Annotated in this window: 11 protein-coding genes; all 11 read right to left on the bottom strand. The window is 35.8% G+C overall.

What is annotated here, in order from left to right; all coding sequences use genetic code 11:
• Positions 1–94: 94 nt before the first annotated feature.
• The 11 genes from AR685_RS09570 to secA all read right to left on the bottom strand — a co-directional run bounded on the left by AR685_RS09570 (position 95) and on the right by secA (position 16,196).
• A complete protein-coding gene (locus tag AR685_RS09570; RefSeq protein WP_059124411.1) occupies positions 95–943 on the bottom strand; it encodes a YoaK family protein in 849 nt (282 codons plus the stop codon).
• Positions 944–973: 30 nt separating this feature from the next.
• Positions 974–1,471 carry a hypothetical protein gene (locus AR685_RS09575; protein WP_047443432.1) on the bottom strand — a complete coding sequence of 166 codons (498 nt, stop codon included), beginning with the start codon at positions 1,469–1,471 and terminating at the stop codon, positions 974–976.
• Positions 1,472–1,615: 144 nt separating this feature from the next.
• A complete protein-coding gene (locus AR685_RS09580) occupies positions 1,616–3,013 on the bottom strand; it encodes a sensor histidine kinase (RefSeq protein ID WP_228376422.1) in 1,398 nt (465 codons plus the stop codon).
• A gap of 15 nt (positions 3,014–3,028) precedes the next feature.
• Positions 3,029–3,736 carry a response regulator transcription factor gene (locus AR685_RS09585; RefSeq protein WP_059124413.1) on the bottom strand — a complete coding sequence of 236 codons (708 nt, stop codon included), beginning with the start codon at positions 3,734–3,736 and terminating at the stop codon, positions 3,029–3,031.
• Between the two features lie 652 nt (positions 3,737–4,388).
• Positions 4,389–4,946: a peptide-methionine (S)-S-oxide reductase MsrA gene (gene msrA, locus AR685_RS09590; protein ID WP_047443435.1), complete on the bottom strand. Its 558-nt coding sequence runs from the start codon at positions 4,944–4,946 to the stop codon at positions 4,389–4,391.
• Positions 4,947–5,171: 225 nt separating this feature from the next.
• Complete coding sequence (locus AR685_RS09595; protein WP_047443436.1) at positions 5,172–6,140, bottom strand: ROK family protein; 969 nt, start codon at positions 6,138–6,140, stop codon at positions 5,172–5,174.
• A gap of 79 nt (positions 6,141–6,219) precedes the next feature.
• The gene (locus AR685_RS09600) at positions 6,220–7,428 is read right to left on the bottom strand and encodes a PepSY-associated TM helix domain-containing protein (protein ID WP_047443437.1); all 1,209 of its coding nucleotides are present in this window, start codon (positions 7,426–7,428) and stop codon (positions 6,220–6,222) included.
• Positions 7,429–7,479: 51 nt separating this feature from the next.
• Positions 7,480–9,597: a TonB-dependent receptor gene (locus AR685_RS09605; RefSeq protein WP_059124414.1), complete on the bottom strand. Its 2,118-nt coding sequence runs from the start codon at positions 9,595–9,597 to the stop codon at positions 7,480–7,482.
• Between the two features lie 2 nt (positions 9,598–9,599).
• Positions 9,600–10,820, bottom strand: a complete 1,221-nt coding sequence (locus AR685_RS09610) for a PepSY-associated TM helix domain-containing protein (RefSeq protein ID WP_228376423.1) — start codon at positions 10,818–10,820, stop codon at positions 9,600–9,602.
• Between the two features lie 22 nt (positions 10,821–10,842).
• Positions 10,843–12,972, bottom strand: coding sequence for a TonB-dependent siderophore receptor (locus AR685_RS09615; protein WP_059124415.1), 2,130 nt, complete (start codon positions 12,970–12,972; stop codon positions 10,843–10,845).
• A gap of 152 nt (positions 12,973–13,124) precedes the next feature.
• A complete protein-coding gene (gene secA / locus AR685_RS09620; protein ID WP_059124416.1) occupies positions 13,125–16,196 on the bottom strand; it encodes a preprotein translocase subunit SecA in 3,072 nt (1,023 codons plus the stop codon).
• Position 16,197: the final 1 nt, after the last annotated feature.

The raw sequence follows: 16,197 nt of genomic DNA on the forward strand, positions 1-16,197 counted from the left end.
AAATATTTAATCCAAATAAAAAGCCCCCATTTGCGATACAAACAGAGGCTACAAAAACTAAGTATATAAGATTTGCGCTATCAATGATGATGTTTTAGGTCTCTTCTAAGACAAGCTTAGATTTTTCTTTTTTACTTGTGTTGATAACTACTTCGCCACTACCATGGATTTTATCATACATGAATGCCATAAAATTTGGCTTATTGTAAATCTTCGCATAACGGTAATTGGTTCTGAAGTGTCTGATGTTAATTTTGTAGAAATCATAACCGATTACGACCAATAAACATAAACTTATAATATAAAAAACGCTGAATTCTAACGAGTAATAAACCAGTCCTGAGAAAATGGCTCCTAAAACGTAGGCAAACATAATGCTCGATAACAGTTTTGCTCTAGCGATCAGTTCAGGGTTTTTTCTATATTTTTTATGGGTAAACATAGACATCAGAATTCCTAAGTCGGTGGTCGTACCCGTAAGGTGGGTTGTTTTTACCAAAAAGTTTGATATACTTGCCGTCAGACCATTCTGCAAACCTGTTGCGAAAAGCATTAAGGCCACCAAAAATTCAGCTTCTTCCAGAGTTTTTCGGTAATAAAACTGTCCGTAAAAACCTACTCCCACAAGACATAGAATCTCTAAAATAAGTGGCATTGCGTGCGCAAAGTATTTGCTTTTCTTATTAAAATTGATCACAAAGAAATTGGCTGTGAAACTTCCGAAAAAGAAAAGGAAAATCCATGCGCCAACAACCGCAACCTGCGACCAGTTTCCTTTGCTGATCTCAGCGGCGAATACTGCGTAGTGTCCCGTTACATTTGAAGTAAAGGAAAGAAATATCAATAGAGATGCAATATTTATAGTTCCTGCCGTAAAGGCAGTCAGCGTCCCCAGTCTTATGTTGTCTCCCAATGTCCTGCTGTTACTATAATTCCTTAACATTTTTTAAATTTTAAATAGTTATTATTTAATTTAAACTTCAACAAAAACTTCTGCAAGTCTTCCTCTTTCAGGCATAAATTCCGGAGCCTCAAGCGTTATTTCTTTCACCTGAATATCTTTCGCCTTTTTGATGTAAGGAGCCACGTCAAATTTTCCTTTGGTATTCTTATCTTTTAGATTCGCTGAATAATATGCTTCTTCGATATTTTCAGCTTTCAGATAATTGTTGAAAGCTCTCTGGAAACTTCCGGTGAAAATGTCGCAAACAATTTTGTTTACCAAGTGTGGATATTTGTTTTTGATGATGCTGTATGCATCGCAGAATTCTTTTGATCTGATTTTGTTGAATACCGTTGCTTTGGTGTTGAATAGAAGATCTCTGATAGAGTCTCCCGTGTCATAACCAGAAACAAGTAGAATGTTGTATTGCGTGTTTTCTTCCGTAACATTTTTCTCTTTTAAAACTTTCTTTAATATGTTTAAAGATTCAAGAGAATAGTCTGTTGCAATTAAGATGGTCTTGATCATATCTTTTAGATTTAGTGATTACCGATTTTGATAATACAAAACTATATCTGTAAGATTAGAAGACCTTTGGAACGAAATTAAAATGTAATTAAAGAGATTAAAATGAGATTAGAATTTCATCTTGAAAAATGCTTCTTTTTGAAGCTAAGATTGTTTTTCTTCCTGCTGAGCTGCATAAATAGTAGGAAAACGCATTTGTACTGTCGTTCCCTGATTCTCGTGTGAACTCACAATCAATTCACCATTATGCATTCTAACAATATTTCTTGCAAGTGGAAGTCCGATACCGTAACCTTCATAATTTTTGGTGTTGGAGGCTCGGAAGAAAGGATCATAAATTTTATCCATTTCAGATTCAGGAATACCAATTCCTGTGTCTTTGATGATGATGTACACATCTGTGTCTGTAGCACCCAACGAAACTTTAACCTGCTGGAAGTTAGAATATTTACAACCATTGTTGACAATATTGGCAACCGCAAGATGAAGAAGCTGCTCGTTCCCCTGAACTTTTAGTTTCTTAGGGTTGTCTGGCAACATGCTGATATCGAGGTAGATATTGTTTCTTGAATCAATTTTTCTGATGGTTTCTATCACATCCCAGAGCAACTGATCAATTCTGACTTTATCAATCTTCTGAATTTTTCCGTCAAAACCGGTTTGAGCAATGATCAATAATGCTTTGATCTTTTTATCTAGTTTTTCAGCTTCATCGAGGATGATTTCTAAAGTTTCTTTGTATTCATCAGCGGTTCGGTTAATAGAAAGTGCTACATCCGCCTCCCCCATAATTGAAGTGAGCGGTGTTCTTAATTCATGAGAAACATTTCCGATGAGGTGATTTTGTGTTTCAAAAGAAGTTTCAATTCTTGTCAGCATCGTGTTGAATGTGTCAACCAATTCGTTTAATTCTCTGTTGTCAGGTTGAGATTCCAATCTTAAATGAAGGTTTTCAGAGCTGATCTGTTTTACCTTGCCTGTAATTTTAAGGATGGGTCTAAATAAAGTTTTAGACAAATAGAAAGAGAAAATCATGCTGAAGAAAATTGAGAGAACCATGCATGTAATAATTGTTCTCTTCAAGAATCCGAGATAATAAACAACATAATGGTTCTTTGCAGACGCAATGGCTATGTATTCTTTCTGATTAAATTTAAAAGACTGACCGATATAATAAAATTCCTTGTCATTATAATTGGCTTCACCTTTTCGGATAATATTTTTAAAAAAAGTGTCCGGAATGTGTACTTCTTTGGAAATGCTTTTAAAATTTGAATCTGAAGGAACTGCAAAAACATAATCACGTTCCATTGGGAGCTCTTCATCGTTCAGGCTATTGAGAATATAGTTTTCAGGTAGGTCAAGCTGCTGTTTGCTTTTCTCAATCTGAACGATCGTTGTGGTACGGATTTTTAATAATTCATAAAACCGTTGATGTGAAAAATTAACAATTGAAAAATAAACCAAACCTCCGAAAAGCGAAATGACGGTTATAAAAACAACCATCAAAAGCACCATCGTTTTGGTTTGATTTGTAATCATTTTGTTAGACATCTTCTATGGTTTTTTTAAAACATAACCCATTCCGATCACGGTATGAATGAGTTTTTTGTCGTCTTGATTATCTATTTTTTTTCTTAAATAATTAACGTAAACATCTACTACATTCGTTCCAAGTTCGTAATTCACTCCCCAAACGGAATCGAGAATTTCTGCTCTTGAGATTACTTTTTCTGGATTGTTAAGGAAATACATGAGCAGTTTGTATTCTGTGGTTGTAAGCGAAATTTCTTCTCCTGCACGCGTCACTTTTTTCGTATAATCATTCACTTTAAGATCTGAAAACTGAAAAAGGTATTCATTGAATGTCTCATCTTCAGTGATTTCTGGGGTTGTGATGGGGACACTTCTTCTCAGTAATGACTTAACCCTGGCAACTAATTCTATAAATTTGAAAGGCTTCACCAAATAGTCATCACCACCACTTTCCAAACCTAGAACAATGTTTTCTGAACTTCCCAAGGCTGTTAAGAAAAGAATAGGAACGTGTTTGTTGGTTTTCCTGATTTCTTTGCATACATCTAATCCGTTCATTTCCGGAAGCATGATATCTAAGATGACTAAATCGAAATCATTTTCCTGCACCAGACTTACACCGGTTAAACCATCAAAAGCCACGGAAACTTCATATCCTTTCTCCTGAAGTCCCTTTTTGATAAAAGAAACGACGCTGGTTTCATCTTCGATCAGAACAATTTTTTTCATATAGTAACGAATTTCACAAAAATAGGGAAAAGATTACAAATGATCTGAATCGGTTTGCAAATAGAATTGTAAGAGAAAAGGCGAAAACTTCTTTCCGCCTTTTTTTTCATCAAATTAGTTTTTACCCGGCTCTTTTTAGACCATTAATCAACAACAAACTAATCAATTTGTTGTATTTTAAATTCGCTAAACATTGGGTAAATATATTCACTATTTTTGAAATTATTTCACTTTGTAGTAGATTTTTTTAAAATAATTATTAAATATTAACAGAAAGCAATAAAACAGCCGTTCCTGTTAACTCTTTATGAATTTTTTGATAGGGTAAGTCTTTTTTCGACTTTACTTAAACTTTCAGAACTTATATCTTTAGACTTAATGCATAAGGGAGATAGCATTTTTCTCTGTCTATTTCTTGTTTTCAATATTAAAATCTGTCGAAGACTTTTATGAAGTTCACCGGATTTTGGAGACTAGTTTAATGAGTTTTATTGTTTTTTATTCCGATTCTTTTAATGATTGTTGCCAATTTTCTTCGTTCGGTTTTGTGTACGCACTATCAATTATTGAATATTTTGTATGCTATAGGTTTAGCATCAGAGAATAGTTGAGAACAAATAAGCCCTTGAATTTTTCAAGGGCTTAACTGATGTTATTCTGAATCTCTCAACATTCCGAGTTCTCCAAAATGTTTTTTAAATTTTTGAATTTTAGGACCTACCACAGCACTGCAGTAAGGTTGGTTAGGATTGACGTGATAATATCCCTGATGGTATTGTTCTGCTGCCCAGAATTTTTCAAATGGTGCCAGTTCTGTTACATATTTACCTGACCATTTGCCCGTTGCTTCAGATTCTCTGATTGCATTTTCTGCTCTTTGTTTCTCGGCGTCATCTGTATAGAAAATTACTGATCGGTATTGTGTTCCAATGTCATTTCCCTGTCTGTTAAGTTGGGTAGGATCATGAAGGAAGAAAAATACATCCATCAGTTGATCATAAGAAATAATTGCCGGATTGTAGGTGATTTGTACAACTTCAGCGTGACCGGTTTCTCCGGTGCAAATTTCTTCATATGTCGGATTGGCTTTATGGCCACCAGAGTATCCTGAAATTGCAGATTCTACACCTTTCAACATATTAAAACAGCTTTCTACACACCAAAAACATCCACCTCCGAACGTGATCTGCTGTAAATTGTTTTTATCCATTTTTTATTGATTTTTTATTTAAATTGTGTCTTTTATGACCATTAAAGAGGAATGAAAAACTCATCAAAAATAAGAAAAAATGAATCAAAATTTGGTCAAACAAATCTGTAAACTCAAATTACAACGATAGATTTCACAAATAACTATACAGGACAAAACACTTAATATTAAAAAAGAAAAAGCATTCTCAAAAGAATGCTCAATATGTTTTATTTGTCCTACATTTTATTTTTCCCAAACCAAGGCACTTGCTCCTAAAATTGCAGCATCGGCTTCATCCAGTTCACTGAAAACCAGTCGTACTTTGTTTCTGAAAATAGGTAAAAGGTTTCTTTCCATGTGAAGTTTAGCAGGTTTTAAAATGAAATCGCCCGCTTTAATAACGCCTCCGAATAAAAGAATTGCTTCAGGTGAAGAGAACATCACAAAATTGGCTAAAGCTTCTCCCAATTTCTGACCAGTATATCTGAAAACTTCTATTGCTACAGGATCTCCCTTTATAGCACACTCATGAACTGTTTTTGAGTTGATAGTATCTTCAGGATATTGATTCAACATAGAGTCTGGAAATTCTGCTCTCATTTTTTTTGCAGTAATGGCAATTCCTGTTGCTGATGCATACGCTTCAAGGCTTCCTTCAGAGCCCGTGCTCCAGTGTTTTCTTCCGCCAGGTTTTACAATGGTATGACCTAATTCTCCTGCAAAACCGTCGTGACCGTAGATTAAATGACCACTAGAAACAATTCCGCTTCCAACACCTGTTCCCAAAGTAATCATGATAAAATCTTTCATGCCTCTTGCAGCACCGTACATCATTTCACCTAAAGCTGCAGCATTTGCGTCGTTGGTCATTTTGCAAGGCTGTCCGAATTTTTCTTTCATCAGATCAGCAAAGTGGATCACACCTTTCCATGGAAGATTGGGCGCCTGCTCAATAGTTCCTCTGTAATAATTTGCATTGGGAGCACCTACACCAATTCCGTCCATCATTTTTCCTACAGCATGCTCATCAATTAATGGCTGTATTTTTTCGTGTAAAGCATCGATAAACTCTTCCGGCGTATCATATTGATCGGTAGGAAGCGAACCTTTTGCTAAAATCTGGCCTCTGTGATTTACTAAACCAAATTTAGTATTGGTTCCACCGATATCGATACCTAATGCAACCTGTTTTGACAAATCTATTACTGACATTTTCTTATTGTATAATTTCGAGGCAATAAATTTATAAAAAAGATTGTATTAATATTGATTAAACGGATATTTATTTGAATCAGATGACTTTTTTTGTCTTCTTTCTTCTTCCCCACCATACCAAAAATCCTGTTACGGGAAGCGAAGCACAAATTAAGCTGACAATAAATGCGATAATTTTGGTAGGTAAACCTAAAATTGAACCTACATGAATATCATAATTGGCTCCCACAGTCTTTTCGCCGAAATTTTTGTCTTTCATATCATGCGTGTGAAGTAAGGCTCCTGAGTTCTCGTCAAAAATCAAACTGCTGCTTTTGTGGTAAGAGTAGGAGAGGTGTTTTACATAGACCTCAAAATTAGGATGCTCATGATCATCCATGTGAGGATGGCCAAGATCTAGTGAAAAACCATATGAATCGGGATATTTTTCTTTTACTGTATTGCTGATGATGTCTAAGGTTCCTTCTGTCCTCAACTCAGTCGGAGCTTTTGTTTTAATGGACGAAAAATCCGGATAGACAGTTTCTCCTCCCGAAAAGACAAAGTAAAATGCTGCCTGAACAACAAAAAACGCATAAAATAATCCTGTAAGTGAAAAGATTAAAGCAAATATAGATGCGTAAAAACCTAAGACATTATGGAGATCGTAGTTTTTTCTTTTCCAGTTTTTTACGTTCTGCCATTTGAATGAAAAACGTTGTTTTCTCGCTGCTTTATTTTTGGGCCACCAAAGAATAATTCCCGAAATCAGCATGATCACAAAGATGATTACCGGAATTCCCACCACATAGGTTCCCCATTCCTGTTTCAGCAAATAGCTCCAATGAATCATTTTTACAATCTGGAAAAAACCGTTTTTCTCATCGTAAGTCTGTAAAACTTTTCCGTTGTATGGGTTGACGTAAGCTACTTTGTAAATAGGAAATTCGTCAAAATAATTCCACCCGTCCGGATTGTGCTCATACCAATAGAAAAGGTAAGACATCTTTTTATCAATCGGAATATTCACCCAATGTATAGGATATTTTTCTTTTACCTGATCATTTACTGATTTTTCCAAAACCCTGATCGGCAGGATCTGTTTGTGATCAATATTTGGCTCATTATGATAAATGACATCTTTTCTGGTAAAGTTTTCTACCTCGTCTTTGAATACGTACAAAGCACCAGTAATAGAGATAATAAAAATCAAAAATCCGATGCCCAATCCGAACCATAAATGTAATTTCCCTGTCCATTTTTTAAATTGACTCGGTTTCTTTTTGTGGTGATGTTTTTTCCTCATGAATTTCTAAAGTTGTGCAAATATAGGATTTTCTGTTTTTATTTAGATTAATTAAAATCTGTATTCAATCATAAGTGTTCCTCTCATTCCTAATGAGTTGGTGAAATCAGCGTCCCTTGCCGCCCACCATGAGATTGCCGGCTGATACATTTTGTTGAAAACATTTTCTACTCCTAAAGAAAATTTCCAGTTTTGATTAACATCATAGCTCGATTTAAAATTAAAAACCGTGTAGCCTGGAACTCTACCTTCACCATAAACAAACAATCCTGTTTTTGCATTCGGGTCAAATCTGTCCTGTTTAAAGGCATTGAGCATGTCCACTCCAACAGATAATTTTTCAATAGGTCTTACCTGAACATATGCCAGAACTTTCGGTGCAGAAATCCTACTGTTGTTGATTTTTGTTGAATAATCTCCGTCATCTTTTACAGAAGTTATTCCTTCCATCCAACTGTAGCTTCCTCCGAAATTGATCCATTTTGCAGGGGTGACGTGTAAAAATCCTTCCACACCATACACCACTTCGGGTGATCTTTGGATTGTTAACGCTCTGTCCGGACTTTGGATGAATGTAGCTCCTAATTTTGAAGTACTCACGTAAGAAGTCACTTCATAATTTAGCCATTTTGTGACTTGGCCTGTTGCTCCCAATTCGTAATTGTTGACGATGATAGGTTTGGTTTCAAGGTTGGTGATGGTATCAGAAGTCGAGGTTCTTAAAATTCTTCCCAACTCGTTAATTGAATATGCCTGTGAAAAACTTCCAAAAAGGTTGATCATCGGGTTGATGTTGTAACGAAGCCCAAGATTTGCTACTAATGCATTGTATTCCAGTTCGCCGCCGGTCACAAAAATACTTTTGGTAAAAGTTCCATCGGCTTTTAGTGATGAAAGAGTGTTAAAATCACCTACTTTTACTTTCATGTTTTCGTAGCGAAGCCCTCCTTTGATGGTCAATTTCTTTAGTAAATCAATTTTCACCAATAGAAAAGGGGCAATGTTGGTCATGTCCATATCCGGAGTCCAATAACGGCCATCTTCGAGCTTCTGAACGGTTTGGTCATTCAGGATATCTACTCCATAAATTACTTCTCCCTGAGAATTTTTAGCATTCCATAATTGGGTATCCAAATTAAGTCTTGCTCCTTTTTTATTTGAAATCACATTCGACTGGCCTCCGTTTAAGAAAGTGTCGCTATATCCGTAAACGGTTCTGAAATCTTGCAGATAGAGGTCTAAATTGAGTGAAGTGTTCCAAAATAAATTTTGATTGTCGTAGCTGATTTTAAAATTGTGATTTCTTGGTGTTCCCTGCGGTGTTGTTTCTAAGTTTTTGCCTTCGCCTTCACCGATCGTAGGGATTGAGCCATATTTTCCTGTTTTTAAACCTAAATTAAGGTCAGATTTTGAAGCATAACCAATGTAAGATGCTTCAATTCTTTGATTTTCATTAAAATTATAGCCTAATTTCAACATTCCGTTGTAGTTGTCCATTTTTGCAGGACTGTACGTGGGACTTAAATTGATGCCATCTGCATCTTTCATATAACCTGTTCTTTCGTAAGCGAAAGAAGCCACATAATCGAATTTATCTATGATTTTTCCAGATAAAAACTGACTGGCTCTCACCCCAAGAGTTCCTCCGTAAGGCTGCCCTGTAATTCCAACTTGGGAAATCCCTGAAATCTTTTTATCTGATTTGCTTTTTCTAGTAATGTAATTGATAATTCCACCGTCTGCACCGTTTCCGTAGATTGATGAAGAACCTTTAATCACTTCAATTCTTTCAATAACGGTCGGGTCAATTACTCGTAGGTCTCTCGCTCCGTTTCGAAGCGGTGTAGATTGTGGAATGCCATCAATTAATACCAAAACCTGACGTCCCCTCAATGTTTGTCCCGTATTTGAAGTTTGTCCAGAACTAGTAGCCAAACTCGGAACGGTATATTGTAAAATACTTGTAATATCTGAGTTGACCGTTAGTTGCGATTGAACCTGCTTTTCCCCGACAATAGTTACTGAACTTGGTATTTCTTTGATATTTTCGCTTTTTCTGGAAGCTGTCATGACCACCTCGTCTACGTCTTTAACCTGTAAAGAATCTTTTTGTTGAGCAAATGTTGTGATTGTAGCTAACGATGCTACAGATAAAATGATTTTCTTCATGATTACGCTTTAATTCCTTTTTTCTTCTGTTTCCCCAGCCATATTAAAAATCCTGTTACGGGTAATGATGTGCAGATCAGCCCTGCAATAAACCAAATAATCTTTCCTATCATTCCGAAATAGGATCCTGTGTGAATGTCATAATTGGCATAGGCATATTTTTCTGCAGTATTAAGTTCACGATGACGTTTATTAGACAGTAGTTTTCCTGAGTATTTATCAAATGCTAACTGATTTCTGATGGCAAATTTTCCTTCTTCACCATAGACGGTCACCGGAATGTTTTTTAAATCTTTTCCCTTTTTATTTTTCCCGTTTAATGGAACTCTGAAACTTGACGAGCTTGAATATAATTTCCTGGTCTCTTTTGCTGTAAGGTCAAAAACTGAACTGTTTTTTGCTAAAAGTGAATCCGGAGATTTAGATTCCTTTTCTTTAGGCAAATCAATCGTTCCGGATAACGTAAAATTGAATGCATTTTTCACCCATGGATATGCGAAATAAATTCCTGAAAGGCTCATGATTAAGGCAATAAATGAAACGTAGAATCCTAAAACACGATGAAGGTCATAGTTTTTACGCTTCCATGTTTTTACGTCTTTCCAGTCGAATGAAAAACGTCCTTTTCTCATTTTTTTATTTTTGGGCCACCAGAGAATGATTCCCGTGATGAGCATAATGATAAAGACAACAACCGGAACTCCTACTGCATATTTCCCCCAATCAGCTTTTAATAATAAACTCCAGTGTATGGATTTTAAAATAGGGAAGAGATCATATTTTTCGTTGTAAATCCCCAGAATGTCTCCGGTATACTGGTTCACATAAACCAATTTGTTAATTTTCACTTCGTCAAAATAATTCCAGGCTTTTTTGTCTTTTTCATAGTAGAGAAATTCATAAGATTTGTTTTTATCTAAAGGAATCTCCACAGAGCTAATCGGATATTTTTCATTGACCTCTAACGAAACTTTCTCACGAAGCACTTCAATAGACATAGGCTCTGCAATGATAGATTCTTTCTTTACATAGAGCGCATCTTTCCTAAGCTGATTTTGAATCTCATCTTTAAAAACATAGATCGTCCCGGTCAAAGAAACGATGAATACGATCATTCCAACAGATAAACCAAACCACAAATGCAGTTTGGCAGACCATTTTTTAATAAATGTAGGTTTCTTTTTATGATGATGTTTCTTCTTCATATAAAAAAAGCTAGCCATTGGCTAGCTTTTAAATATTTTATTAAAATTTATAGTTTAAACTAAGGGATAAGGTTCTTAATCTCTGAGGAGTTACCGTTGACCATCCTGAATAGTATTTCTTATTGGCGACGTTATCTAGTTTTAGGATCACACTATATTTTTCTTCATTATAAGAAAGTGCAGTATTAAAAATTGCATAACTTGGAATGGTAAATGTTCCGATTCCTGCTCTGTTTAATGTATAAAGATTACTTGCAGAATTTGCTCCGAAACCTATACCGACGTTTCTTAATGCACCATCCTGAACTTTATAATTTGCCCAGAAATTGAATATATTTCGTGGACCTGCTTCTTCAGGGCGATACCCTACATATGTTGGATCTCCTACAGTAACTTCACTGATGTTTTGGCTGAAACCTGCGATTACATTTAATCCTGCAACAGGACTTCCTACCACGCTAATTTCAAAACCTTTACTTTCTACTTCTCCTCCCTGAATACTTGCCAAAGGATTGGTAGGATCTGCCATTACCTTATCTTTTACCAAGATATTGTAATAACTTGCGGTAACTGATAATTTATCTTTAATTAAACTTGCTTTCGTTCCGACTTCCCACTGATTTGCGTGTTCCGGATCGAAGTATGCAAATGATTTGTTTCCACTAAGATCCGTGTTTTGTACTGGCTCAACATTTTGGAAACCATTCATATAATTGGCAAATATGGAAAGTTTGTCTTTAATTGGCTGGTAAACTAAACCTAATTTTGGAGAAAATGTTGTTGTGTTTTTAGATTTTTCTACTGCATAGGCTGTTGGATTTCCTGTAAAGTGATCCATTCTAAGGCTTAACATTGCAGATAAATTAGGAAGAATGTTTACAACATCTGAAACATATGCACTGTAGATTTTGGTTTCCATGCTTCCAATTGCTTGAGCACTTCCTGCCAAAGCATTGTCAACAGCTGATTTAGTTAAAAGTCCAGCATTGGTGTCTGACTGATTAACCAATGAGATTGTTCCAAAACCGGCCCATCCAGTTCCACCAATCAAAAATTCTCTCTGAAAGTAATCTAAACCAAATAAAAGTTTATTTTTTACATTTCCAATATTAAAGGTTCCTACAAAATTTTGCTGAATAGCAGTTGTATTTGTTTCTCCTCCTAATTTTGAAATAAATCTTGTAAACTCATTTCCATTAGATGAATCCCACAAATAATGATTATAGCCATCAGTTTTCGTATTTCCTCTTGAAACGATAGTACTTGACATCCAATTATCTGAAATTTTATATTGTGCCTGAGCTTGGATGTTGAATGAAGAATTCTTAATGCTTAAATCATTTGAAGTGTAAGAATTTTTATAATTCTGCTCAAACAAGTCTATTGAATTAAAAGAAAGTGGACTGTATCTGCTTAAGAAAATCATTGGTGCATTTGCTGCATCAGATTTCTTAATTTCAGTATTTACGAAAAAGGTCAATCTGTTATTAACTACATATTTAATAGATGGGTTAACATAGATAGATTCGCTGTAACCTGCATCCTGAAATGAGTTTTGCTTTTGATATGCTGCGTTTACTCTTGCATACATATTTTTTCCTACTGGAGTGTTTACATCTGCTGTTACCCTGTTTAGACCGTAGCTTCCAGTAACATATCCTACTTCACCTCCGAAATGATTGTATGGTTTTTTGGTTACAACATTTAGTAATCCTCCGTAAGAAATTACGCTACCTCCGTAAAGTGTTCCAGAAGGACCTTTGATCGCTTCAATTACTTCGATTCCTGCAGGATCTAAAGTTCCGTTGTTGAATGCAGGCATTCCGTTGATAAGATTAGGCTGTAAAGAGAAACCTCTCATTGAATAATATTCACCACCGTCATTTCCTCTTCCGGTAGACTCCCATAATCTTGCAATACCTGTAATATTTTTTAGAGCATCATTAAAGTTCGTAACAACTTGTTCTTTAATGACATTTTTATTTACTGTATTATAGACCTGGGGATTTTCAATATCTTTAAGTGGCATTTTGTTTGCCGATTGACTGTCTTTGGTTAAATAACCGGTAACTACTACTTCATCAATTTGATCAGACTTAATAGTATCATTTTCCTGTGCAAACGATATCATTGAACCCAACAATGATGCACAAACCAATAGTTTTTTCATGAAGCTTATTTTTTTGCAAATATATAGTTTTTAATTATTCTAAATAAACTATCGGATTGATATTTGTCATATTTGTAGTTAAATATTATTTATTGAATAACAAAAAAACCGCTTCAATTGAAGCGGTTTTTTATCATATATGTAATTATCTCTTATGCTGGAATTTCTCCTCTGTATAAGAATGATATAATTTCTTTGTTCATCTTGTCAACCATTTCGCTAAACAAGTGGAAAGATTCCTGCTTGTAGATTACCAATGGATCTTTCTGCTCGTAAACAGCTCCCTGAGAAGATTTTCTCAAATCATCCATTTCACGAAGGTGTAGTTTCCAGTTTTCATCGATGATTGATAAAGTGATATTCTTCTCAAAATCATTGATTAAGCTTTCGCAGTTGGAGTCGTGAGCTTCTTTCAAATCCGTAACGATGGTTAGCGTTTTCACTCCGTCTGTGAAAGGAACCTGAATCATTTTAAACATTGAACCTTGGTTTTGATACACATTTTCAATGATAGGGAATGATTTTTCCTTCAAAAGGTTCAGCTTCATATCATAGTCAGCCTGAGCTGCTTTGAAAAGAAGGTCAGTTAGTTCCGGAATTTGTTTAGATTTAAAATCATTCTCAGAAACCGGAGATTCCATTGTGAAGTTTTTAATGACTTCAAATTCAAAATCTTTATAGTTTCCAGTTGCTTTTCCTTTCGCTACGATAGAGTTGGCAACATCAAAAATCATATTAGTGATATCATACTTCAAGTGATCTCCGAACAATGCGTTCTTTCTTCTCTTGTAGATTACATCACGCTGCTTATTCATTACATCATCGTACTCAAGAAGTCTCTTTCTTGTTCCGAAGTTGTTTTCTTCTACTTTCTTCTGAGCTCTTTCGATTGATTTAGAAATCATAGAATGCTGAATAACTTCACCATCTTTATGACCCATTCTGTCCATCATTTTAGCAATTCTTTCAGAACCGAATAAACGCATTAGGTTGTCTTCCAAAGAAACATAGAACTGAGAACTTCCAGGATCTCCCTGACGTCCTGCTCTACCTCTCAACTGTCTGTCAACACGTCTTGAATCGTGTCTTTCTGTTCCGATAATCGCTAAACCACCTGATTCTTTTACTTCTTTCGAAAGCTTAATATCGGTACCACGACCCGCCATGTTGGTTGCAATGGTTACAACTCCTGGCTGACCTGCTCCGGCAACGATTTCCGCCTCTTTCTTGTGAAGTTTCGCATTCAGTACTTGGTGCTGAATTTTTCTTAACTGAAGTGCTTTTGATAGCAATTGTGAAATCTCAACAGAAGTTGTACCCACCAATACTGGTCTTCCGGCAGATGTTAAGTTTTCAATCTCTTCAATTACAGCGTTATATTTTTCTCTGTTGGTTTTGAAAACCAAATCCTGTCTGTCATGTCTTTGGATCGGACGGTTGGTAGGAATTACCACAACGTCTAATTTGTAAATCTGCCAAAGTTCTCCAGCCTCAGTTTCTGCCGTACCCGTCATCCCCGCAAGTTTGTTATACATACGGAAGTAGTTCTGAAGAGTAACCGTAGCAAAAGTCTGTGTAGCAGCTTCGATTTTTACGCTTTCCTTAGCTTCAATCGCCTGATGAAGTCCGTCAGAATAACGTCTTCCTTCCATGATACGACCTGTCTGCTCATCAACGATTTTTACTTCGCCATCGATCACTACATATTCATCATCTTTTTCAAACAATGTATATGCTTTCAGCAATTGGCTCATCGTGTGAACACGCTCAGATTTTTCAGCAAAATCAGAGAATAGCTTTTCTTTAGCTTCGAATTCTTCTTCTTTAGATAAATTTTTAGCTTCCACTTCAGCGATTTCAGTCCCGATGTCAGGAAGAACGAAGAAGTTTGTATCAGAGTTACCCTGAGACATATATTCCACACCTTTATCGGTCAAATCAACCTGATTGTTTTTCTCTTCGATAACGAAATAAAGATCTTTATCAACGATTGGCATATCACGGTTGTTGTCAGCCATGTACTGAGCTTCCACCTTCTGAAGTAATGCTCTGTTTCCGCTTTCAGATAAAAACTTGATTAACTGTCTGTTTTTCGGCAAACCTCTGTAAGCCTGAAGCAATTTAAAACCACCTTCTTTAGTATTTCCGGCAGCAATCAATTTCTTTGCTTCATTAAAAATTGTAGAAACTGTTTTTTTCTGAACTTCTACAATTCTGTCAATAGAAGGTTTAAGAACATCAAATTCCTGTCTGTCTCCCTGAGGAACCGGACCCGAAATGATTAAAGGTGTTCTTGCATCATCTACCAATACAGAGTCAACTTCATCCACAATGGCAAAGTTTAATTCTCTCTGTACTAATTCTGTAGGTGAAGCCACCATGTTATCTCTCAGGTAATCAAAACCAAATTCGTTATTGGTTCCGTATGTGATGTCTGAGTTGTATGCTTTTCTTCTTCCGTCTGAGTTGGGTTGGTGATTATCAATACAATCGATAGACATCCCGTGGAATTGGTACAATGGTCCCATCCAAGCAGAGTCACGTTTCGCCAAATAGTCATTCACAGTTACCACGTGTACTCCTCTTTCAGGAAGTGCGTTAAGGTAAATAGGAAGTGTTCCTACCAAAGTTTTACCTTCACCCGTTGCCATTTCTGCAATTTTACCGCTGTGAAGAATCACCCCACCAATAAACTGAGTATCGTAATGTACCATATCCCAATTTACAGGTGTACCTGCAGCATCCCATGAGTTTTTCCAAACTGCTTCAGTTCCTTGAATTTCAACGAAATCTTTAGTTGCAGCAAGTTCTTTATCCCAATCTGTAGCTGTTACACGGATTTCTCCGTTTTGAGCCCATCTTCTTGATGTTTCTTTGATTAACGCAAAAGCTTCTGGTAGAACCTGTAAAAGAACTTTTTCTTCAATCTCGTAAGAATCTTTTTTCAAAGCTTCAATTTTCGAGAAAAGAGCCTCTTTTTCATCAACGTTTTTTGAGTTTTTGATTTGCTCTCTGATTTGCTCTATCTGAGTTGTAATTGTATTGGTAGCCTCTTTAATTTTAGACTTAAATTGAGCCGTTTTCTCTCTCAACCCATCATCTGATAATTCTCCAATGCTAGGTTCAACAGCTTTGATTTTTGTTACAACTTTTTTTACTTCTTTCAGGTCCTGCGCTTTTTTGTCTCCCAAAAACCCTTTAAGAACTTTATTTAAAAAACTCATA

Origin of the sequence: Chryseobacterium sp. JAH, from assembly GCF_001507335.1 — a bacterium.
In the GTDB taxonomy this organism is placed as follows: domain Bacteria; phylum Bacteroidota; class Bacteroidia; order Flavobacteriales; family Weeksellaceae; genus Chryseobacterium.